The organism is Herbidospora sp. RD11066 (assembly GCF_054661255.1).
The window spans coordinates 1,331,039-1,356,330 of the sequence record NZ_BAAGDO010000001.1; the positions used below are offsets into that span (position 1 = coordinate 1,331,039).

Sequence of the window (25,292 nt, forward strand, 5' to 3'; positions counted from 1 at the left end):
AGGAGCGTGATGACGTACCAGCCCGTCGCCGTGGTGGGGCTGGCCTGCCGGTTACCGCAGGCCCCCCATCCGGAGGCCTTCTGGCGGCTGCTCCGCGACGGCGTCGACGCCGTCACCGAGGTCCCGCCCGGACGATGGGACGACACCGTCCCCGCTCCCCGGGCCGGGGCCTTCCTCGACGACGTCGCCGGATTCGACGCGGCCTTCTTCGGGATCTCCCCCCGGGAGGCCGCCGCCATGGACCCCCAGCAGCGCCTCATGCTCGAACTGAGCTGGGAGGCGCTGGAGGACGCGGGCCTGCCGGGCACGCGCCGCACCGGCGTCTTCTACGGCGCCATCTGGGACGACTACGCGACCCTCACCCGCCAGCGCGACACCACCCTGATCGGCCGCCACACCCTGGCCGGGACCCAGCGGTCCGCCATCGCCAACCGGGTGTCCCACTTCCTGGGGGCGTCGGGTCCCAGCCTGGTCGTCGACTCCGGGCAGTCGTCGTCGCTGGTGGCCGTCCACATGGCGGCCGAAAGCCTGCGCCGTGGGGAGTGCGCCCTGGCGCTGGCCGGTGGCGTGAACCTCAACCTGTCGCCGGACAGCGCGCTGGCCTGCCAGGAGTTCGGCGGCCTGTCGCCCGACGGGCGCGTCCACCTCTTCGACGCCCGTGCCAACGGCTACGCGCGTGGCGAGGGCGGCGGCGTGGTCGTGCTCAAGCTGCTCGACGACGCGGTCGCCGACGGGGACGACGTCTACTGCGTGCTGCTCGGCGGCGCGGTCAACAACGGGCAGGGCGCCGGGCTGACCGTGCCGTCGGCCGTGGCCCAGGAGGAGCTGATCCGGCTCGCGTGCGACCGGGCCGGGGTGGCGTTCTCCTCCGTCCAGTACGTGGAACTCCACGGCACCGGAACTCCTGTCGGTGACCCGATCGAGGCGGCCGCTCTGAGCGCCGCCCGCGCTCCCGGGTCGCCGCCCCTCGTCGTGGGTTCGGCCAAGACCAACGTCGGCCACCTGGAGGGCGGCGCCGGCATCACCGGCCTGATCAAGACCGTCCTCGCCATCCACCACCGCGAACTCCCCGCCACCCTCAACCACTCGGTGCGTCACCCCGCGATCCCGGCCGGCATCGTGGTCCAGACGTCCACGGGATCGTGGCCGTTCCCGGAGGAGCGGCTGGTCGCGGGTGTCAGCTCGTTCGGCATGGGCGGCACCAACTGTCACGTGGTCGTGGCCGAACCTCCAGTCGCTTCGGATGAATTCATGCGGTCTGAAGGGCCGACCGCTTGGGTGCTTTCCGGCCACACTCCCGCCGCGCTTCGCGACCAGGCCGGCCGGCTGCTGGCATCGGTGGATGGGTACGACGAGCGGGACGTCGCGTACTCGCTGGTGACCTCGCGGGTCGCCTTGGAGTATCGGGCGGCGGTCGTCGGTGAGGGCGATGAGCTGCGCGAAGGGCTGAGGGCGCTCGCCGGCGGGGTGCCCGCTCCGAATGTGGTGCAGGGAGTGGCGGGGTCCGCGTCCGGGGTCGTCATGGTCTTTCCTGGGCAGGGGTCGCAGTGGGCGGGGATGACGGCCGAGCTGCTCGACGCCTCGCCCGTGTTCGCCGCCCGGATGGGCGCGTGTGCCGAGGCTTTGCGGCCGCACGTCGGGTGGGACCTGATCGAGGTGCTGCGGTCGGGGCGGGAGCTCGATGACGACGAGATCGTCCAGCCCGTTCTGTGGGCGGTGATGGTCTCGCTGGCCGAGCTCTGGCGGTCTCATGGCGTGGAACCGGCCGCCGTCGTCGGGCATTCGCAGGGCGAGGTGGCCGCCGCCGTCGTCGCGGGGGCGATCTCGCTGGCCGACGCCGCCCGGCTGGTCGTCGCGCGGCTTCGGGCATTGCGGGCCGTTCTTGGGCGGGGCGCGATGCTGGCGCTCGGGATGTCGGCCGAGGAGGCCGGGCCCTATCTCTCCGAGCGGGTCGGGCTCGCGGTCGACAACGGGCCCGGCTCGGTTGTGCTCTCCGGGGACCTCGAACCGCTCGCCGAGATCGAGGCCGAAGCGGTCGCGCTCGGGGTTCGCGCCCGGCTGCTGCCCATCGGCTACGCCTCCCACGGCCCCCAGATCGAGCAGGTGCGCGAGGCGCTCCTCACCGAACTCGCTTTCATCGAGCCGGTTCCCGCGCGGGTGCCGTTCTTCTCGTCGGTCACCGTCGGCTGGGCTCGGACCGAAGGGCTCGACGCCTCTTACTGGTACGCCAATCTTCGCGGGACCGTCCGGTTCCACGACGCCGTGACCGCGCTGACGGAGGCGGGTTACGGGCCGTTCATCGAGGTCAGCCCGCATCCGATTCTGTCGCAGCAGCTTTCGACGCTGCGCCGGGGCGAGGGGGCGCGGCGCTTCCTCACCTCGCTCGCCGAGGCCCGCGTCGCCGGGGTTCCGGTCGACTTCGGGTTCGCCGGGCGGCGGGTCAAGCTGCCCACCTACGCGTTCCAGCGCACGGACCACTGGCTGGAGGGCGCCGCCCGCGAGCGGACCGCCGTCGAGCCGGCCGAAGCTCCGGTCGCGCCTGTTTCGGCCACCTCCTATGACGATGTGCTCGCCCTGGTGAAGGGGCACGCGGCAGCCGTACAGGGATATGGGACGGCGAGCGAGATCGACGGCGCGCACACCTTCAAGAAGCTCGGCTTCGACTCCCTCGGCGCGGTGGAACTGCGCAACCGGCTGGCCGCCGCGACCGGGCTGGCCGTCGACGGCGGCATGATCTTCGACTTCCCGACGCCCGTGGCGCTGGCCCGGCACCTGTACGAGCGGCTCACCCCCACGGGGTCGTCCACCGACGCCCTCGGGGTGCTCGGTGAGCTCGACCGGCTGAAGGCCGTGCTCGGGCGGCTCGACGCCGGAGGGCCCGACCGGGACCGGATCACCGCCCGGCTCGCCGACCTGCTCGCCGAGTGGCAGGGCCCCGGCGCCGACCTCGGCTCCTTCTCCGACGACGAACTCTTCGACGTCATCGACAACGAACTCGGCATCGCCTGATCGCGTCCAGGAGACACCAGATGAGCAATGAGCAGCGGCTCCGCGACTACCTCAAGCGCGTCACCGGCGATCTCAGCCAGGTCAGGCGGCGCCTGCGGGACCTGGAGGACCGCGACCGCGAGCCGATCGCCATCGTGGGCATGGGCTGCAGGTTCCCCGGCGGCGTCACCTCACCGGAAGAGCTCTGGGAGCTCGTCGCCGGCGAGGGCGACGCCATCACCGCGTTCCCCGAAGGACGCGGCTGGGACGCCGGCCTGTACGACCCGTCGCTGTCCCGTCCCGGCACGACCTATGTGCGCCACGGCGGGTTCCTGCACGACGCGGGCGACTTCGACGCGGCGTTCTTCGGCATCTCCCCGCGTGAGGCCCTGGCGATGGACCCGCAGCAGCGGGTGCTCCTGGAGACGGTGTGGGAGGCCTTGGAGCGGGGCGGCGTCGACCCGGCGTCGCTGAAGGAGACCCGGACCGGGGTATTCGTCGGCGCGGTCACCCAGAGCTACGGCGCCCTGCGCTTCCGCGAGCCCGAGGGCCTCGACGGTCACCTGCTGACCGGCACCACTCCCGGCGTGGTGTCCGGGCGCATCGCGTACACCCTGGGCTTGGAGGGCCCGGCGGTGACGGTGGACACGGCGTGTTCGTCGTCGCTGGTGGCGCTGCACCTGGCGGTGCGATCGCTGCGCGCGGGGGAGTGCTCGCTGGCTCTGGCGGGTGGGGTGACCGTCATGGCGACCCCGGAGATCTTCGTCGAGTTCAGCCGCCAGCGTGGGCTGTCCCCCGACGGCCGCTGCCGCTCCTTCGCCGCCTCCGCCGATGGGACGGGCTGGAGCGAGGGCGCCGGCATGCTCGTGCTGGAGCGGCTCTCCGACGCGGTGGCGGCCGGGCACCGGGTCCTCGCCGTCGTCCGCGGCTCCGCCGTGAACCAGGACGGCGCCTCCAACGGCCTGACCGCCCCGAACGGTCCCGCTCAGCAGCGGGTGATCCGCCTCGCTCTCGCGGACGCGGGCCTGTCTCCGGCGCAGGTCGACGCCATCGAGGCGCACGGGACGGGGACCCGTCTCGGTGACCCGATCGAGGCCGGAGCCCTTCTTGCCACCTACGGCCAGGATCGCGAGCGGCCGGTCCACCTGGGGTCGCTGAAGTCGAACATCGGGCACGCCCAGGCGGCTGCCGGTGTGGGCGGGGTCATCAAGATGGTGATGGCGCTGCGCAACGGCGTCCTCCCCAAGACCCTGCACGTGGACGAGCCGACCCCTCACGTGGACTGGTCGGCGGGGTCGCTGGAACTCCTGCGGGAGTCGGTGTCCTGGCCGGAGACGGGGGAGCCGAGACGCGCGGGTGTGTCGTCGTTCGGCATCAGCGGCACGAACGCCCACCTGATCCTGGAATCGGCTGGAGATCAAGGGGCGTCGGGCCAGACGGTCGAAGTCGAGGCTGGTGGCCTTCGGGGTGGGGTGTTGCCCTTAGTGATTTCTGGGCGGGGGGCCGAAGGGCTTCGGGGGCAGGCGCTCCGGTTGCGGGGTTTTCTTGAGGAGCGGGGCGATCTCGCACTTGGGGATGTCGCCTATTCGCTGGTCACCACTCGGGGGGCGCTGGAGAACCGCGCCGTCGTTGTCGGGCGGGATCGGGATGAGGTGCTGGCCCGGCTGCTCGATGTCGATGGGGGAGTGGCGGCTACCGAGCGGCGGCTCGGGGTGTTGTTCACCGGGCAGGGGTCGCAGCGGGCGGGGATGGGGGCGGAGCTGTACCGGGAGTTCCCGCTATTCGCCGCCGCTTATGACGAGGTGTGTGGGTTCTTCCCGGGGCTGGCCGATGTGGTGGCTTCCGGTGAGGGGCTGGATGAGACGCGGTTCACCCAGGCCGGGTTGTTTGCGTTCGAGGTGGCGCTGTATCGGCTGGTCGAGTCGTTCGGTGTGGTGCCGCAGGTGGTCGGTGGGCATTCGGTCGGGGAGATCGTCGCCGCTCATGTGGCGGGGGTGCTGTCGCTGGCCGATGCGTGTGTGCTGGTGGATGCCCGTGGATCGTTGATGCAGGTGTTGCCGCGTGGTGGGGCGATGGTCGCCGTGCAGGCCGCATCTGCCGAAATTTCGCCCGACGTGGACATTGCCGCCATTAATGGGCCTCGGTCGGTGGTGATCTCCGGGCCCGAGGATGTGGTGCTGGCCGAGGCCGCGCGGTTCGAGAAGACCAAGCGGCTGACCGTCAGTCACGCCTTCCACTCGGTGCTGATGGAGCCGATGCTCGACGAGTTCCGGTCGCGGATCGCCGGTCTCACGTTCAATGTGCCGCGGATCCCGCTGGTCTCTATGGTCGGGCCGGACGCCGATGTCACCGACCCGGAGTACTGGGTGCGGCATGTCAGGGCCACGGTCCGGTTCTCCGAGGGGGTCGCCGCCGCCGAGGCGGATGTGTTCCTGGAGATCGGGCCCGACGGTGTGCTGTCGGTGCTCGTCGAGGATGGCGTACCGGCATGTCGGAAAGGCCGGGAGAGTGAGGCGTTGCTCGCCGCGCTCGGGGCTCTCTACGCCAAGGGTGTCCCGGTCGTCTGGGAGCAGGCCTTTCTCGGGCTCGATGTCGAGCGGGTCGAGTTGCCGACGTATGCGTTCCAGCGCCAGACGTACTGGCTGGAGTCGGTCGGTAAGGCCGAGCCGCTGGAGCCCGCGTTCTGGGAGGCGGTCGAGCGGGGGGACCTGGAGACCGTCGCGGCATGGGGGCGGCGGCATCGGGAGCAGGCCGTCATCGACGACTGGCGGTATCGGGCGGTCTGGAAGCCGGTCGCCGACGGGCCGGCGCCGGAGCTCGCCGGTGACTGGCTGATCGTGCACGACTCGCCGCTGCCCGAGGGGCTGCGGGAGGTTTTTCCCGCGTCCGCCGTGTACGCCACCTCGATGCACGAGACCGACGGGCGTGAGTTCACGGGCGTGGTGTCGCTGCTGGACGACGTACAGGACGTGCTTGAGCTTTTTCACGCGGTCGACGCGCCGCTGTGGTGCCTGACCGGGGACGCCGCCGTGTGGGGGTTCGGGCGGGTGGCGGCGCTGGAGCGGCCGGAGCGGTGGGGCGGGCTCATCGAGATCCCGGCCACGCTGGACGCGCGGGCGCGGACCCGGCTGCGGGCGCTGCTCGCGAGCGGTGAGGACCAGGCGGTGATCAAGGCCGCTGGTGTTCTTGTACGCCGTCTCGAACGGGCGCCCCTGGGAGCGCCGCCGGCCGACAGCGGGGCGTTCGACGGGACCGTGCTGATCACCGGGGGGACCGGGGCGCTGGGGGCGTGGCTCGCGCGGTCGCTCGCCTCCACCGGAACCCCTCGGCTCGTGCTCGCCGGGCGGCGTGGGGCCGCGGCGCCGGGGGCTCGTGAGCTCGCCGCCGAACTGGAGGCGCTGGGGGCGGAGGTGGCGGTCGTCGCCTGTGACGTCGCCGATCGGGACGCCCTCGCCGCGCTGCTGGCCGAGCATCCGCCGACCGCCGTTGCTCACGCCGCCGGGGTGCTCGACGACGGGGTGATCGACACGCTCACGCCCGAGCGGCTCGCGACGGTGCTGGCGGCCAAGGCCGAGTCGGCCCGTCACCTGCACGAACTCACTTCTGACCTGAAGGCGTTCGTGCTGTTCTCGTCGATCGCGGCGACCTTCGGGACGCCCGGCCAGGCCAACTACGCCGCCGCCAACGCCCGGCTCGACGCGCTGGCCGAGGAACGGCATGCGCTCGGGCTTCCCGCGACGTCGATCGCTTGGGGGCCCTGGGCGGGGCGGGGGATGGCGGCCGATGGGCCCGCCGAGGAGATCCTGCGCCGTCGCGGTCTGGCCGGGCTCGATCCCGGGAAGGCGGTGGCCGCGCTGCGGCAGGCGGTCGACCACGGTGATCCGGTGGTCACGATCGCCGACATCGACTGGGACGTGTTCGCGCCCGCCTTCACGTCGGGTCGGCCCAGTCCGCTGCTGGCCGCTTTCGCCGCGCCCGCCACGCCGACCGGTGGCCTCGACGGGCTCGTCGGCGCCGAGCGGGAGAAGGCGCTGCGGGGGCTGGTGCGTCAGCAGGTCGCGGCCGTGCTCGGGCATGCCAGCGGGGAGGCGGTCGACGCGTCCCGCACGTTCAAGGCGCTCGGGTTCGATTCGCTGACCGCCGTCGAACTGCGCAATCGTCTCAGTACGGCACTGGGGCGGCGGCTCCCGTCCACTCTGATCTTCGACCACCCGACCCCCGCCGACCTCGCGGCCGCGCTGACCGGGACCGACGCGCCCGCCGAGGAGACCCGCACGGTCGCGCGGGACGACGAACCCGTCGTCATCGTCGGGATGGGCTGCCGGTTCCCCGGCGGGGTCACCTCGCCCGAGGACCTGTGGGACCTGCTCGCCGACGGGCGCGACGCGCTCGGTGACTTCCCGGCCGACCGTGGCTGGGACATTCCCGCCGACGCCTCCTACGCGCAGGTGGGCGGATTCGTCGCTGACGCCGGGGTGTTCGACGCGGGGTTCTTCGGCATCTCGCCGCGTGAGGCCGTCGCGATGGACCCGCAGCAGCGGCTGCTGCTGGAGGTGTCGTGGGAGGCCCTTGAGCGGGCCGGGCTCGACCCCCTTGCACTGAAGGGGACCCGGACGGGCGTCTTCGCCGGTACCAACGGGCAGGACTACGCGGCCCTTCTCGACGGCCTCGGTGGCGCTGAGGGTTACGCGGTCACCGGGGCGGCGGCGTCGGCGGTGTCGGGACGGGTGTCGTACACGTTCGGCTTCGAGGGGCCCGCCGTCACGGTCGACACGGCGTGTTCGTCGTCGCTGGTGGCGCTGCACCTGGCCGTGCAGTCGCTCAGGCAGGGAGAGTGTGACCTGGCCCTGGCGGGCGGCGTGACCATCATGTCGACGCCCGGCCTGTTCGAGGAGTTCGCCCGCCAGCGCGGCCTGGCCGCCGACGGCCGCTGCAAGGCGTTCGCCGGCGCCGCCGACGGGACCGGCTGGGGCGAGGGCGTCGGCGTTCTCGTGGTCGAGCGCCTCTCCGACGCGCGGGCACGGGGGCACCGGATCCTGGCGGTGGTACGGGGTTCGGCGGTCAACCAGGACGGCGCCTCCAACGGCCTGACGGCTCCGAACGGCCCGTCGCAGCAGCGGGTGATCCGCCAGGCGCTGGCCAGCGGTGGCCTCCGGGCCTCCGACGTGGACGTGATCGAGGCCCACGGCACCGGCACCCGCCTGGGCGACCCGATCGAGGCCCAGGCCCTCCTGGCCACCTATGGCCAGAACCGGGAGACGCCGGTTGTCCTGGGTTCGATCAAGTCGAACATCGGCCACACGCAGGCCGCCGCGGGTGTCGCCGGGATCATCAAGATGGTCCAGGCCATCCGGTACGGCCAGGTCCCCCGGACCCTCCACGTCGAGGAGCCCTCTCCCCACGTCGACTGGACGTCCGGTGCGATCGACCTCGCCACCACCCATATGGCGTGGCCGACGACGGGCGGGTTGCGGCGCGCGGGCATCTCGTCCTTCGGCATCAGCGGCACCAACGCCCACACGATCATCGAACAGTGGCCGGACGAGCCGGTGGCACCGAGTGCGGAATCCGAAGGCGCTCCGGTCGTGCCGTGGGTGCTGTCGGCGAAGGACGATGCCGGATTGCGCGCCCAAGCCCAGGCTTTGGCCGCAGTGGTGGCGAGCACCGCCGATCAGGGTGTCTCCGTTGGCAGGCATCGGCCCGTGGATGTCGCCTATTCGCTGTCGTTGCGGGCGTCGTTGGAGCGGCGGGCCGTTGTGGTCGGGCGGACCGTGGAGGACTTCCTGGCCGGACTGGCTGCGATCACGTCAACCGAGCCGGTACCCGGTCGGACGGCGGTGATGTTCTCCGGGCAGGGTGCGCAGCGGGCGGGCATGGGCGTTGAGCTGGCGGCTGCGTTCCCGGTCTTCGGGGAGATTTATGCGGATATTTCCGGGCGGCTCGGGGTCTCGGAGGTCATGGCTTCCGGTGAAGGACTCGACGAGACGGCCAACACGCAACCCGCGCTGTTCGCCTTTGAGGTGGCGTTGTTCCGGCTGCTGGAGCACTTCGGGGTGCGGCCGGACTTCCTGATCGGTCACTCCGTTGGGGAGATCGCGGCTGCGCATGTGGCCGGGGTGCTCAGCCTGGAGGATGCCTGCACGCTGGTGAAGGCGCGGGGTGCGCTGATGCAGGGGCTTCCCGCCGGTGGGGCGATGGTCGCCATCCAGGCCGCACCTGGCGAAATTTCGCCCGACGTGGACATTGCCGCGATAAATGGGGCGCGGGCGGTGGTGATCTCCGGGCCGGAGGACATCGTGCTGGCTGAGGCGGCGCGGTTCGAGACGACCAAGCGGCTCACCGTTTCGCACGCGTTCCACTCGTCGCTCATGGACCCGATGCTCGCTGACTTCCGTCAGGTCGTCTCGGAGCTCACGTTCAACGCACCAGAGATTCCGATCATCGGGGCCGACGTCACGGACCCCGAATACTGGGTCGCCCACGTCAGGAACACCGTCCGGTTCCACGACGGCGTCCAGGCCCTCGAAGCCGAAGGCGTCACCCGGTTCGTCGAGGTCGGTCCCCGGCCGGTGCTCACCGCGATGGCCTCCGGTGAGAACGTGTGGGTGCCCCTCGCCAAACCCGCAAGCGATGAGGTCACCGCCTTCTACGAGGGACTCGGTGTCATCCACGCCTCGGGCGCCGACGTTGACTGGCACCTCCACGGCACCCGGGTCGACCTCCCCACCTACCCCTTCCAGGGCAGGAACTTCTGGCCCCGCCGTCCCCTCCTCAACCCCCCGGTCCAGCTGGCCGACGGCGGTCTCCTCCTCCAGGGCAGGCTCTCGCTGACCAAGCACCCCTGGATCGCCGACCACGTCGTCAACGGCACCGTCCTGTTCCCGGGCACCGGTTTCGTCGAGCTGGCCATCCAGGCGGCCACCCACGCCGGATGCGCCCTCGTCGACGACCTGACCGTCGAGGCCCCGCTGGTCATCGCCCCGGCCGCGGAGGTCCAGGTCGTCGTGGCGGCCCCGGGCGACGACGGGCGTCACGCCTTCGCGATCCACGCCCGCTCCGACGACACCCACACTTGGACCCGCCACGCCTCCGGCACCTTCAGCCCGACCCCCGCGACGCCTCACCAGGTGGAGCGCGCGGGCGACCCGATCGACGTCACCACCTTCTACGACGGCCTCACCGACCTGGGCTTCGGGTATGGCCCGGCCTTCCAGGGCGTACAGAAGGCATGGAAAGACGGCGACGACGTCTACGCCGAGATCCACGGCCCCCGCGACGCGCAGGGGTTCGCCCTGCACCCCGCCCTGCTCGACGCCGCCCTCCAGGCCTGGCTGCTGGGCGAGGGCGCCCGCGGCGGGATGGTGCCGTTCTCGTTCACCGACGTCGCCCTCCACGCGGAGAGCGCGTCGTCGCTGCTGGTGAAGCTGACCAGAACCGGCCCCGACGCCATAGCCGTCGAGGCGACCGACCTGAGCGGGCGCCCCGTGGTCTCGATCGGCGAGCTGGTGCTGCGGCCGATCGCGGCCGGGCCCCGGAGCGACTCCCTGTTCCGGATCGACTGGCGACCGGTGCCGATCCCGGCCACCGAGGCCGCCCCGGCCGTGGTGGTCGACCTCGAAGACCCCGAGACCACGCTCGCCCTGCTCCAGCAGTGGGACCGGCCGGAAAAGCTCGTCTTCGTCAGCCGGGGCGACACCCTGGAGACCGCCGGATCTCGCGGCCTCATCCGGTCGGCGCAGTCGGAGACGCCCGGACGTTTCGTCCTCGTCGACACCGACGGCACCCCCATCGACGACGCGCTCCGCCTCGACGAACCCGAGATCAGGCTCCGCGACGGCCGCGCCTTCGTCCCGCGCCTGGCCCGGGTCGAAGCGGGCCTCGACCTTCCCGACGGCCCGCACCGGCTGGAGATCACCCGCAAGGGCACCCTCGACGGCCTCGCCTTCCGGCCCGTCGACACCCCGGACCTCGCCCCGAACGAGGTCCGTGTCGGTGTCCGGGCGGCAGGGCTGAACTTCCGCGACGTGCTCAACGCGCTCGGCATGTATCCCGGCGAGGCGGGCCTGCTCGGCGCGGAGGTCTCCGGTGTCGTCCTGGAAGCGGGCGAAGACACCCCGTTCGCACCGGGCGACCGGGTGTTCGGCATGGCGCAGGGCGGTTTCGGCCCTCAGGTCGTGACCGACGGACGCCTGCTCGCGAAGGTGCCCGAGGGCTGGTCGTTCGAGGTGGCGGCGTCCATCCCGATCGTCTTCCTCACGGCCCTGTACGCCTTCACCGACCTCGGCGACCTCAAGCGCGGCGAGAAGGTGCTCATCCACGCGGCGGCCGGCGGCGTCGGCATGGCCGCGGTCCAGGTCGCCAGGCACCTGGGCGCCGAGATCTACGGAACCGCCTCCGAGTCGAAGCAGCACGTCCTCGAAGGCCTGGCCGGGATCGCCAGCTCCCGCACGCTCGATTTCGCCACCGAGTTCCCGCAGGTGGACGTGGTCCTCAACGCCCTGGCGGGCGAGTTCGTCGACGCCTCGATGGGGCTGCTCAACGAGGGCGGCCGCTTCCTGGAGATGGGCAAGACCGACATCCGCGACGGCGCGGGCTACCGCGCCTTCGACCTGTCCGAAGCCGGGCCCGACCGCATCCGCGAACTGCTGGAAGACCTGTGCGGCCTCTTCGAGGCCGGGATTCTCACGCCGCTCCCCGTCAAGGCGTGGGACGTCCGCGAGGCCAAGGACGCCTTCCGCTACGTCTCCCAGGCCAAGCACATCGGCAAGGTCGTCCTCACGGTCCCCGAACCGGTCGACAGGAACGCCACCGTCCTCATCACCGGCGGCACCGGCGCGCTCGGCACCCTGCTGGCCCGCCACCTCCAGCGCCAGGGCTTCACCGACCTGCTGCTCGTCAGCCGGACCGGCCGCACCACCGTCGAAGGCGTCCGCGCGAGGGCCTGCGACGTGACCGACCGCGCCCGGCTCGAAGAACTCGTACAGACCGAGAACATCCGGGGCGTCGTCCACGCCGCCGGGATCCTCGACGACGGCGTGATCGCCTCGCTCACCCCCGAGCGGCTGAGGGAGGTCCGCAAGCCGAAGCTCGACGCCGCCCTCCACCTGCACGAACTGCTCGGCGACATCCCTCTCTTCGTGCTCTTCTCCTCGGCCGCCGCCGCGTTCGGCACCGCGGGTCAGGGCAACTACGCCGCCGCCAACACCGAGCTCGACGCCCTCGCCGAACTCCGGCGCGCCCAGGGACTCGCCGCGACCTCGCTGGCCTGGGGCCTGTGGGCCGGCGGCATGGGGGAGACGCTCGACGCCACCGACGTGCGCCGGATGGCCCGGACCGGCATCGCCCCGCTGCCCCCGGACGAAGGTCTGGCCCTGTTCGACCGGGCCGTCGCCCGACCGGAGGCGCACCTGCTGCCGCTCAAGCTCGACCCGTCGGTGGTCGAGTCGGGCCAGGTCCCGCCGCTGCTCAGAGGCCTGTTCACCGTCGCCCCCCGGCGCACCACCGCCGCCGCGAAGCCCACCGCGACGCTCGACCTGCTCGACCTGGTCAGGGAGCACGCCGCCGCCGTGCTGGGCCACTCGGACACCGACGCGATCCAGCCCGCGCGCACCTTCCGCGAGCTCGGCTTCGACTCGCTGACCAGCGTCGAGATGCGCAACCGGCTGAACGCCGCCACCGGCCTCCGCCTCCCGGCGACCATGATCTTCGACTACCCGACCCCGGCCGCGCTGGTCGAACACCTCCAGGGCGCGACTCCCAAGCAGACCGTCACGCGGAAGCGCGTCGACGACGACCCGATCGTCATCGTCGGCATGGCCTGCCGGTTCCCCGGCGGGGTCGGCTCGCCCGAGGACCTGTGGCGGCTGGTCGCCGACGAGCGCGACGCGGTCTCCGGGTTCCCCGCCGACCGGGGCTGGTCGGTCCCGTTCGACCTCGACCCCGACCGGCAGGGCGCGACCTACGTCGAGAAGGGCGCGTTCCTCGACGACGCCGCCGCGTTCGACGCCGGGTTCTTCGGCATCTCGCCGCGTGAGGCCCTGGCGATGGACCCGCAGCAGCGGCTCCTCCTGGAGACCTCGTGGGAGGTCTTCGAACGCGCCGGCATCGACCCCGGCACGCTCAAGGGCACGCCGGGCGGCGTGTTCATCGGGCTCAGCGCCCACGGCTACGCCACCGGACTCACCCGCGTGCCCGAAGGCGTCGAAGGCCACCTGCTGACCGGCACCACCACGAGCGTCGCGTCGGGGCGCCTCTCGTACACCTTCGGGCTGGAAGGTCCGGCCGTCACGGTCGACACCGCGTGTTCGGCCTCGCTGGTCGCGCTGCACCTGGCGGTCCGGTCGCTGCGGTCGGGGGAGTGCTCGATCGCGCTCGCGGGCGGCGCCGCGATCATGGCGGACACGGGCATGTTCACCGAGTTCAGCCGCCAGCGCGGGCTGGCGCCCGACGGGCGGATCAAGCCGTTCGCCGCCGCCGCCGACGGCACCGCCTGGGGTGAGGGCGTCGGCATGCTGCTCGTCGAGCGGCTCTCCGACGCCACGGCCAACGGGCACCCCGTGCTGGCGGTGGTCAGGGGCTCGGCGGTCAACCAGGACGGCGCGTCCAACGGCCTGACCGCGCCGAACGGGCCCTCCCAGCAGCGCGTCATCCGGCAGGCGCTCGCCGACGCCGGGCTGACGCCCCAGGACGTGGACGCCGTCGAGGCCCACGGCACCGGCACCAAGCTCGGCGACCCGATCGAGGCCCAGGCCCTCATCGCCACCTACGGCCAGGACCGGGAGCGGCCCCTGCTGCTGGGCTCGCTGAAGGCCAACATCGGGCACACCCAGGCCGCGGCCGGTGTGGCGGGTGTGATCAAGATGGTCATGGCGATGCGCCACGGTGTGCTGCCGCGCACGCTCAACATCGACGCGCCCACCCCGCACGTCGACTGGGCCGACGGCGCCGTCGAACTGCTCACCGAGGCCCGCGACTGGACCTCCCCGGTGAGACGGGCGGCCGTGTCGTCGTTCGGCATCTCCGGCACCAACGCCCACACGATCCTCGAACAGGCCCCCGAACAGCAGACGCCGCCCGCCTCTGAAGCGCCGATCGTGCCGTTGGTGCTGTCGGCGAAGACGGTCCCGGCGCTCCGTGCTCAGGCCCGTGAGCTGCTTCCGTACGTCCAACGCGACCTCCCCGCGACGGCCCGCGCCCTGGCCGCCAGGACCTCCCATGAGCACCGCGCGGTCGTCCACGACATCGAGGGGCTGCGCGCCCTGGCCGCCGACGCGCCCACCGGGACGGCCAGGCCGGGAGCGCTGGCGTTCCTGTTCACCGGGCAGGGCAGCCAGCGCGTGGGCATGGGGCGTGACCTGCGGGTCTTCCCCGTGTTCGCGGAGACCTTCGACCGCATCGCCGAGTTGGTCGGGCTCGACCTCGACGCGATCGTCCGCACCGGCGAGGACCTCGACGAGACGGGACACACCCAGCCCGCGATCTTCGCCCTCGAAGTGGCGCTGTTCCGGCTGCTGGAGTCGTGGGGCGTGACGCCCGACCACGTGGCGGGCCACTCCATCGGCGAACTCGCCGCCGCCCACGTCGCGGGCATCCTCACGCTGGAGGACGCCTGCACCCTCGTCGCCGCCCGCGCCGCGCTGATGCAGGCGCTGCCCAAGAGCGGCGCGATGGTCGCCATACAGGCCGCGCCGGGCGAAATTTCGTCCGATGTCGATATCGCCGCGATCAACGGGCCGAACGCCGTCGTCATCGCCGGGGACGAAGAGGCCGTGCTGACCGAGGCCGCGCGGTTCACCACGACCAAGCGGCTCAAGGTCTCCCACGCGTTCCACTCGCGGCTGATGGACCCGATGCTGGCGGACTTCCGCCGCGTCGCCGAATCGGTCACCTACCACCCCGCCACGATCCCGTTCCGGGGCGGCGACACCGCCGGGTACTGGGTCGACCAGGTCAGAGGCACCGTCCGGTTCTGGGACGACCTTCAGTACCTGACCGAACGCGGCGTCACCCGGTTCGCCGAACTCGGCCCCGACGCCACGCTGACCGCCCTCGCCCAGCAGGCCGTCGACGAGCCGTACACCTGGGTCAGCGCCCTCCGGGCGGGCAGGCAGACCGTCGCCGACCTGCTCGCGGGCCTCTACCAGGCCGGGCAGCACGTCGACTGGCCCGCCGTTCTCGGCGAAGGGCCGAAGGCGGACCTACCGACCTACCCGTTCCAGCGCGAGCGCTACTGGCTGACCAGCGAACCTGACGGCCTCCCCGACGACCTGCGCTACGACACCACCTGGACCCCCTTCACCCCCGCAACCGCTCCAGCCACGGGCACCTGGCTCCGCGACTTCGCCCCCACGACAGACCGGGCGGCGTTGGCGGAGGTGCTCAGTTCGTACAGGGACATCGACGGCATCATCGCCACGGGAACCCTGGCAGAGCACGTCACTCTGGTTCAGGCGCTCGGCGATTCCGGGAGCACGGCCAAGCTGTGGATCCACACCGAGAACGCCGAGACCGACCCCGAACAGGCGATGATCTGGGGCTTCGGCCGCGCCGCCGCCCTCGAACACCCCGCCCGCTGGGGCGGCCTGATCGACACCACCGGAGACCCCCTCCCGGTGATCCTGGGAGCGGGCGGCGAAGACCAGATCGCGGTCCGCCCCGACGGCACGTTCGCCCGCAGGCTCATCCGAGCCCCGCGCCCCCGCAGGATGCGCGACTGGCGGCCCACCGGCACCGCGCTGATCACCGGCGGCACCGGCGCACTGGGCGGGCACGTCGCCCGCTGGCTCGCCGACCAGGGCACCGGCCACCTGCTCCTGGTGAGCAGAAGCGGCGCCGACGCGCCGGGCGCCACCGACCTGGCCGCCGACCTGACGGCCAGAGGCGCGAGGGTGACCTTCGCCGCCTGCGACGCCGCCGACCGCGAGGCCCTGGCCGCGCTGGTCGCCGAGCACGAGATCACCACCGTCGTGCACGCCGCCGGAGTCAGCCACATGGCCCCGCTCAGCGACACGTCCATCGAAGAGTTCCAGCGGGTCGTCGACGCCAAGACGAAGGGCGCCGCCCACCTCGACGAACTCCTCCCGGACGTCGACGCGTTCATCCTGTTCGCCTCGATCTCCGGCGTCTGGGGCAGCGGCGGCCAGGCCGCCTACAGCGCGGGGAACGCGTTCCTCGACGGACTCGCCCGCGACCGGCACGCCCGGGGGCTGGCCGCGACCTCCGTCGCCTGGGGCCCGTGGGCCGAGATCGGCATGGCCGCCGACGGCGACGCCCGCGACCACCTGGCCAGACGCGGCCTCACCGGCCTGCCGCCCGGCCTGGCCACCACCGCGCTCCGCGAGGCGGTCGAGAGCGGCCGGCCCACGGTCACCGTCGCCGACGTGCGCTGGGACCGGTTCGCGCCGTCGTTCATGTCGGGCCGTCCGAGCCCGCTGCTCAGCGGTTTCGCCGAGGCCGAAGGCGACCAGCACACCGAACTGAGCCCCGCCGAGCTCTTCGCGCTGGTCCGCGCCACCACGGCGGCGGTCCTCGGCCACGCCACGCCCGAGACGATCGAGCCCGACCGGCCGTTCAAGGAGCTCGGGTTCGACTCGCTCACCGCCGTCGAACTGCGCAACCGCCTGACCACGGCCACCGGGCTGAAGCTGCCCGCGACGCTCGTCTTCGACTACCCGAGCGTGGCGGCGCTCGCCGGTCACCTGGCGGGGCAGAGCCGCGAGGCGGAGGCCGCCGTCCGGACGACCGCCGCCGACGAGCCGATCGCCATCGTCGGCATGGCCTGCCGTTACCCGGGCGGCGTGCGCACGCCCGAGGACCTGTGGGAGCTGGTCGCGACCGGCGGCGACGTCGTCTCCGGCTTCCCCGCCGATCGCGGCTGGGACCTCGACGACCTGCGTTCCGGCCGGTCGTCGGCGCACCACGGCGGGTTCCTCGACGACGTGGCCTCCTTCGACGCCGCCTTCTTCGGGATCTCGCCCCGTGAGGCCGTCGCGATGGACCCGCAGCAGCGGCTGCTGCTGGAGATCGCCTGGGAGGCGTTCGAGCGCGCCGGGCTCGACCCGCTCGCCCTGAAGGGCACCCCGACCGGCGTCTTCGCCGGCTCCAACGGGCAGGACTACGCGACCCTGCTGACCGGCGGCGACGAGACCGACAGCTTCTTCGCCACCGGCAACGCGGGCGCCGTCGTCTCCGGCCGCCTCTCCTACGCGTTCGGGCTGGAGGGCCCGGCCGTCACCGTCGACACGGCGTGTTCGTCGTCGCTGGTCGCGCTGCACCTGGCCGTCCAGTCGCTGCGGCGCGGCGAGTGCTCGATGGCGCTGGCGGGCGGCGTGACCGTCATGTCGACGCCGACCGCGTTCGTCGAGTTCACCAAGCAGCGCGGGCTCGCCGCCGACGGCCGGTGCAAGGCGTTCTCGGCCGCCGCCGACGGCACCGGCTGGGGTGAGGGCGCCGGGCTGCTCGTCGTCGAACGCCTCTCCGACGCGCTCGCCCAGGGCCACCCCGTGCTCGCCGTGATCAAGGGTTCGGCGATCAACCAGGACGGCGCGTCCAACGGACTGACCGCCCCGAACGGCCCGTCGCAGCAGCGCGTCATCCGCCAGGCCCTCGCCGACGCGGGTCTCGCGCCCCGGGAGGTCGACGCGGTCGAGGCCCACGGCACCGGCACCACCCTGGGCGACCCGATCGAGGCCCAGGCCCTGATCGCGACCTACGGCCAGGACCGCGACGACCCGCTCTGGCTCGGCTCGCTCAAGTCGAACATCGGGCACACCCAGGCGGCCTCGGGCGTCGGCGGCGTCATCAAGATGGTCATGGCGATGCGCCACGGCGTGCTGCCGAAGACCCTCCACGTCGACGCGCCCACCCCCCACGTCGACTGGGCCGGCGGCAGCGTCGAACTGCTCACCGAGGCCCGCGACTGGACCGCCCCCGTGCGGCGCGCCGCCGTCTCGTCGTTCGGCATGAGCGGCACCAACGCCCACACCATCATCGAGTCCTTCGACTCGCCGGAACCCCCGCCCGCCGCGGAGGCCGACGTCCCGCTCATCGTGACGGCCCGGTCGTCCGAGGCGCTTCAAGCGGGTCTTGTACGGCTTCGCACCTCCCTTCCCCGCACGACCGACGTCGCCCACTCGCTGCTGACCACCAGAGCCCGCCTCGATCACCGGGCGGTCGACCTGGGCGACCGGACCGTGACGGGAGCGGTCGTCCCCGGCGGCGACCGCGTCGTGATGGTCTTCCCCGGCCAGGGTTCGCAGTGGCCCGGCATGGCCGCCGAACTCATGGACACCTCACCGGTGTTCGCGGCCCGGATGACCGAATGCGCGGCGGCCCTCGAACCCCACGTCGACTGGTCGCTCCTCGACGTGATCGGCGACGGACTGCCGGAACGGGTGGACGTGATCCAGCCCGTGCTGTGGGCGGTGATGGTCTCCCTGGCCGAACTCTGGCGGTCCCACGGAGTGGAACCCGCCGCAGTGGTGGGCCACTCCCAGGGCGAGATCGCCGCGGCCTGCGTCGCGGGGGCGCTGTCGATCGAGGACGCCGCCGCAGTCGTGGCGCTCCGCAGTAAGGCGATCCTGGCGCTGGCCGGGCGTGGCGGCATGATGTCCGTCGCCCTGCCCGCTTCGGAACTCGAGCTGGACGACCGGTTGTCGATCGCCGCGATCAACGGCCCGTCGTCGGTTGTGGTCTCGGGCGATGTGGACGCTCTCGAAGAACTCCGAGGGTCTCTGACGGCGAGGACCCGGGTGATCCCGGTCGACTACGCCTCGCACTCGCATCACGTGGAGGAGATCCACGACGAGCTGCTCGCGCTGCTGTCGGAAATTTCACCACGTGTCAGCGATGTCCCGTTCTTCTCCACGGTGACCGCGTCGTGGCTCGACACGACCACGATGACCGGCGACTACTGGTTCCGGAACCTCCGGAGCACCGTCCGGCTGGAGGAGGCCACCCGGGCGCTCGTCGAGCAGGGTTACGGCTCGTTCGTCGAGGTCAGCCCGCATCCCGGTCTGCTGGTCGGCATCCAGGAGACCCTCGACGCGATGGAGTCGGGGGCGGCCGTGACCGGCACCCTGCGCCGCGGCGAGGGCGGCCTCGACCGGTTCCGCACCTCCCTCGCCGAGGCCTACGTCAGGGGCGCCGGGGTCGACTGGAAGATCACGGGTGAGCGGGTCGACCTGCCCACCTACGCCTTCCAGCGGCAGCGCTTCTGGCCGGTGGCCGGGAAGAAGGCCGTCGCCGAGGACGGCGCGTTCTGGCGGGCCGTCGACAGCGGCTCCCTCGACCTCGACGTCTCCCGCGAGGCCCTCGACGAGGTCCTCCCCGCGCTGACCGCCTGGCGCCGCTCCCGCGACGAGCTCGCGATGCTCGACGGCTGGCGGTACACGATCACCTGGAAGCCCGTGCAGGTCGGCGGGGCTCCGGCGGGGCGCTGGCAGGTGCCCGCGTCGCTCTCGCTGGACCTTCCCTCCGAGGGCGACCTCGAAGGCGTGATCCTGCACAACCCGTCGGTCGAGGAGCTGCTGTCCGAGCTCCGGCGGCCGAAGGCGAAGATCTGGGTCGTCACCTCGGGCGCGGTCTCCACCGGCTCCGCCGACCGGGTCGACCACCCCTCCCGCGCCCAGCTCTGGGGCATCGGCCGGGTGGCCGCACTGGAGCACCCGCAGATGTGGGGCGGGCTGATCGACGTACCGGAGGAACTGGACGAGAAGGCGGCCGCCCGCCTGGTCGCGGTCCTGGCCGGGGCGGAGGACCAGGTGGCGATCCGCGCGGGCGGGGTGTTCGCGCGGCGGTTGGTCCACGCGCCGAAGCCCACCGGATCGGGCGGCTGGACACCGCGCGGAACCGTCCTGGTCACCGGCGGCACCGGCGCGCTGGGCGGGCACGTCGCCCGCTGGCTCGCCGCTCAGGGCGCTTCGCGGTTGATCCTGGTGTCGCGCCGGGGACTCGACGCCCCGGGTGCGGCGGACCTGGTCGCCGAGCTCGGTGACCTGGCGACCGTGGTAGCTTGCGACCTCGCCGACCGCCGTGCGGTCGAGGAGCTCGTCGCGGCCTATCCGATCGACGCCGTGGTCCACACGGCCGGGGTCGCCCGACCGGCTCCGATCGCCGAGACCACTGCCGGCCTCGTCGCGGAGACCTTCGAGGGCAAGGTCGCCGGCGCCCTCCACCTGCACGAACTGCTTCCCGACCTGGACGCCTTCATCCTCTACTCGTCCAACTCCGGAGTCTGGGGCGGCGGCGGCCAGGCCGCCTACGCGGCGGCCAACGCCTACCTCGACGCCCTCGCCCACCACCGCCGCGCCAACGGCGGGAAAGCGACTTCCATCGCCTGGGGCGCGTGGGCGAGCGGCGGCATGACCACCGGCGACGTCGGAGAGGAGCTGCGGCGCCGGGGTGTGCTGGAGATGCGTCCGGAGCTCGCACTGGCCGCGTTGCGGCAGGTCGTGGGCGCCGACGAGACGTTCATGGCGGTCGCGGACATGGACTGGGAGCGGTTCGCGCCCTCGTTCACCTCGGGCCGCCCGAGCCCGCTCCTGGCCGACCTGCCCGAGGTGCAGGAGGCGCTCGCGGTCGAGGACTGCGCGGCCGAGGTGACGCTCGACCGGGCCGCGCTGCTCACCCTGGTCCGGCAGCAGGCCGCCGACGTGCTCGGACACGCCTCGATCGACGCGATCCCGCCGGGCAGGGCGTTCAAGGAGCTGGGCGTCGACTCGGTCACCGCCGTCGAACTCCGCAACAAGATCAGCGCCGCCCTCGGGGCCAAGCTGCCCGCCACGCTCGTGTTCGACCACCCGACCCCGGCCGCCGTGACCGACCACCTCCTCGGCGCCACCGTCCCGGCCGCGCCGGTCGCCGCCGCCGTCGACGAGGGCGAACCCATCGCCGTCGTGGCGATGAGCTGCCGCTTCCCTGGTGGTGTCCGCACCCCCGAGGAACTGTGGGAGCTGGTGCTGGCCGGAACCGACGCGCTCGGCCCGTTCCCCCGGAACCGGGGCTGGGACCTGGACGACCTGGCCGCCCGCAGCGTCGCCACCGAAGGCGGATTCGTCTACGACGCCGACCACTTCGACGCCGGTTTCTTCGGCATCTCGCCCCGCGAGGCCGTCGCGATGGACCCGCAGCAGCGGCTCGTCCTGGAGGCGTCGTGGGAGGCGATCGAACGGGCCGGCATCGACCCGGCGTCGCTGCGCGGCACCCAGGCGGGCGTCTTCGTCGGCGCCGCCACCTCGCACTACGGTCGCGGCGACTCGTCGGAGGGCGCGGAGGGCTACCTCCTCACCGGTAACGCGACGAGCGTGATCTCCGGGCGGGTGGCGTACACCCTCGGTTTGGAAGGGCCCGCCGTCACGGTCGACACCGCCTGCTCGTCGTCGCTGGTGGCCCTCCACTGGGCCGCGCAGGCGCTCCGGCGCGGCGAGTGCTCGCTGGCGCTGGCCGGTGGCGTGACCGTGATGTCCACCGCCGACGCGTTCATCGAGTTCAGCCGCCAGGGCGGGCTGGCCGCCGACGGCCGCTGCAAGCCCTTCGCCGACGCCGCCGATGGCACCGGCTGGGGCGAGGGTGTCGGCCTCCTGCTCCTGGAGCGCCTGTCCGACGCGCGGGCCAACGGCCACCCCGTCCTCGCCGTCGTCGCCGCGACCGCCGTCAACCAGGACGGCGCCTCCAACGGCCTGTCCGCCCCGAACGGCCCGTCGCAGCAGCGCGTGATCCGCCAAGCCTTGGCCAACGCGGGCCTGTCGGGGCGCGATGTCGACGTGGTCGAAGCCCACGGCACCGGCACCCGGTTGGGTGATCCGATCGAAGCGCAGGCGTTGCTCGCCACCTACGGCCAGGACCGCGAGACCCCGCTCTACCTGGGCTCGGTGAAGTCGAACATCGGCCACACCCAGTCGGCGTCGGGCGCGGCCGGGGTCATCAAGATGGTGATGGCCCTGCGCGGCGGCGTCCTGCCCGCCAGCCTCCACACCGACGCGCCATCGGGGAACGTCGACTGGACCGCCGGCCGCGTCGAACTCCTCACCGAGGGCCGGCCATGGCCGGTCACGGGCCGCCCGCGCCGAGCCGGGGTGTCGTCGTTCGGCGTGAGCGGCACCAACGCCCACACGATCCTCGAAGAGGCCCCCGCCGAACCCGCTCACCAGCCGGAACCCTGCACCTTGCCGATCCAGCCGTGGACGGTCTCCGGAAAGACCGCCGAAGCCCTCAAGGCCCAGGCGGCTCGACTCCGCGCCCACCTCGCGGGGGAGGACCCCGCACCCGGCCTGGCGTATGCACTGGCCACCACCCGCACCGCCCTCGACCACCGCGCCGTCGTGGTCGGCTCCACCCGAGACGACCTCCTCACAGGCCTGGCCGCCATCGCCCAGGGCGACCCGTCGGTGATCCGGGGCGTCGCGAGGCCGGACGGCAAGCTCGCCTTCCTCTTCACCGGCCAAGGCTCACAGCGCCCTGGTATGGGCACCCGCCTCTACGAAACGTTCCCCACCTTCGCCGAAGCCTTCGACGAGGTCCGCGACCGGTTGGCTACGGCGGGTGTGATCAGCAACGGGGACCTGGATGACACCGGGGTCGCGCAGCCTGCGATCTTCGCCTTTGAGGTGGCTCTCTATCGGCTTGTCGAGTCGTGGGGGCTTGTGCCCGATCACGTCGCGGGGCATTCGGTGGGGGAACTGGCCGCTGCGCACTGTGCCGGGGTTCTTTCCCTCGACGACGCGTGTGCGCTGGTCGCGGCGCGAGCTTCGCTGATGGGGGCGCTGCCTCCCGGTGGCGCCATGGTGGCCGTTCAGGCCTCGGATGCCGAAATTTCGGTTGATGTGGATATCGCGGCGATCAATGGGCCCACGTCGGTGGTCATCTCCGGGCCGGAGGACGTCGTACTGGCTGAAGCTGCGCGGTTCGCTACGACCAAGCGGCTGAAGGTCTCGCACGCGTTCCACTCGCGGTTGATGGATCCGATGCTGGAGGAGTTCCGTAGCGCCATCGCGGGGCTCACGTTCCACGAGCCGGTCATTCCGTTCGCGGGCGGGCGGGATGCCGACTACTGGGTTCGGCATGTGCGCGACACCGTTCGGTTCCGGGACGCCGTCGAGGCGCTGGAGGCCGATGGGGTCACCGCGTTCCTGGAGATCGGGCCCGATGCCGTGCTCACCGCCATGGCCGCCGAGTGCCTCAGTGAGCGTGCCGATGACACGGTTCTGGTCGCCGCGCTGCGCTCGGGCCGGGACGAGGCCGAGACCCTGATCACGGCCATATCCCGGTTGCACGTGCATGGAGTCAGTCCCGACTGGGGGTCGGTCTTCGGCGGGTCTCGCCGTGCCGATCTGCCCACTTACGCGTTCCAGCGGCAGCGGCACTGGCTGGAGCCCGTCGCCGCCGGTGACACGGGATGGGACTCCGCCGACCTCGCGGGGCTCGCGGACGAGCTCGACATCGAGGTCGAAGGGCTGCGGGGCGCGGTGGCGTCCTGGCGGGCGCGGCGGGCCGATCCGGCCGACGGTTGGCGTTACCGGGTCGACTGGAAGCCGGTCTCCGGATCCGGCGGGGTCTTCCTGCCGGGTGAGTGGGTCGTGGTGGCGCGGGCGGGGTCGGGGGTGGTGACGGGGGTCGTACAGGCCCTGGAAGACCACGGTGCGCGGACCCGCACGATGATCATCGGCGACGGCGAGGTGCCCGCTGTCGGCGGGTGCGCGGGGGTGGTCTCGCTGCTGGATCTGGACGGCACCGCGCGGCTCGCGCGGGTGACGGAGGCGCGGATCTGGGCCGTCACCCAGGGCGCCGTGGTGGCCGAACGCGGCGACGCGGCGCCTGATATCGAGCAGGCGCAGGTATGGGGGCTCGGCCGGGTGGTCGCTCTGGAGGCGCCCACTCGGTGGGGCGGACTGATCGACCTTCCGGCGAAGCCGGGTGACCGCGATTTCGAGAACCTCTGCGCGGCGCTGGCCGGTGCCGAAGACCAGGTCGCGATCCGGCCGTCGGGGCTGCTCGCCCGGCGGGTGCTGCGGGCGCCCGCACCTCGGATCGAGACGGTGTGGCGTCCGCGCGGGACCGTGATCGTGACCGGTGGGACCGGCGCCCTCGGTGCCCACACCGCTCGCTGGCTGGCGGCCAACGGCGCCGAACGGCTGGTCCTCACCGGGCGGCGCGGGCTCTCCGCACCCGGCGCGGTCGAGCTCGCCGAAGAGCTCGGGGCGACCGTCGTGGCCTGCGATGTCACCGATCGCGATGCGGTCGCGCGGTTGCTCGCTGCGTATCCGCCGGACGCTGTCGTGCACACCGCCGGGATCGGCCATCACTCGCTGCTGGCCGACACCACGCCGGAGATCTTCGCCGAGGTGCTCGGCGCGAAGGTCACCGGTGCTCTCGTCCTGGACGAACTGCTGGTGGACACACCTCTCGTGCTGTTCTCCTCCATTTCCGGGATCTGGGGGAGCGGCTACCAGTCGGCCTACGCCGCAGCCAATGCCGCCCTCGACGCGATCGCCGAACGCCGACGGGCCCGGGGGGTGTCGGCCACGTCCATCGCCTGGGGGCCCTGGGCCGAGGGCGGGATGGCGGCGTCCGAGGGGATCGAGGAGCATCTGCTGCGTCAGGGCCTGCGGGTCATGGCACCCGCGGCGGCCGTGGCCGCCATCGGCACCGCGCTCAGCCTCGACGAGACCACGATCACCGTCGCCGACGTCGACTGGGAGCGGTTCGCCCCCACGTTCACCTCAGGCCGCCCGAGCCCGCTGCTCGGCGACCTCCCCGAAGTGCGCGCGGCCATGGACGCCCTGGCCGTGGACACCGCCGCCGGAGGATCCGCGCTGGTCGAGACGCTCGTGCCGCTGTCTCCGGCCGACCGGGAGAAGGCGCTGCTCGATCTCGTCCGCGCCCAGGTCGCCGCCGTGCTCCGCCACGACGGCACCGAGGCGGTCGACGCTGGCCGGGCGTTCAAGGACATGGGCTTCGACTCCCTGGCCGCCGTCGACCTCCGCAACAACCTCTACGCCGCCACCGGGGTGAGGCTGCCCGCGACGGTCGTCTTCGACCACCCGACCCCGGCCGCGCTCGCGGCCCGGCTCACCGGCGAGCTCTTCCCCGCCGTGACCGCCACGGCCCTCGACGAGGTCGGGCGCCTGGAGCGCGCGCTGTCCGGGCTGACCCCCGACGGCGCCGAACGCGACGAGGTGACCGCCCGGCTCCAGGCGCTGCTGGCCCGCTGGAGCGGCGCCCCGGCCGAGGACGACCTTGACGAGGTCTCCGCCGAAGACCTGTTCGACATCATCCAAAAAGAGTTCGGAAAGTCGTGAGGAGCTGAC

The 25,292-nt window shown here is 72.5% G+C and carries 2 protein-coding genes; both read left to right on the forward strand.

Annotated elements, in window-relative coordinates; translation table 11 throughout:
• Positions 1–9 precede the first annotated feature (9 nt).
• Positions 10–3,009 (forward strand): type I polyketide synthase, encoded by a 3,000-nt coding sequence (locus ACYQ78_RS05970; protein ID WP_459799653.1) that lies wholly within the window; start codon positions 10–12, stop codon positions 3,007–3,009.
• A 20-nt stretch (positions 3,010–3,029) separates the two neighbouring features.
• Positions 3,030–25,283, forward strand: a complete 22,254-nt coding sequence (locus ACYQ78_RS05975) for a type I polyketide synthase (RefSeq protein WP_459799654.1) — start codon at positions 3,030–3,032, stop codon at positions 25,281–25,283.
• Positions 25,284–25,292 lie beyond the last annotated feature (9 nt).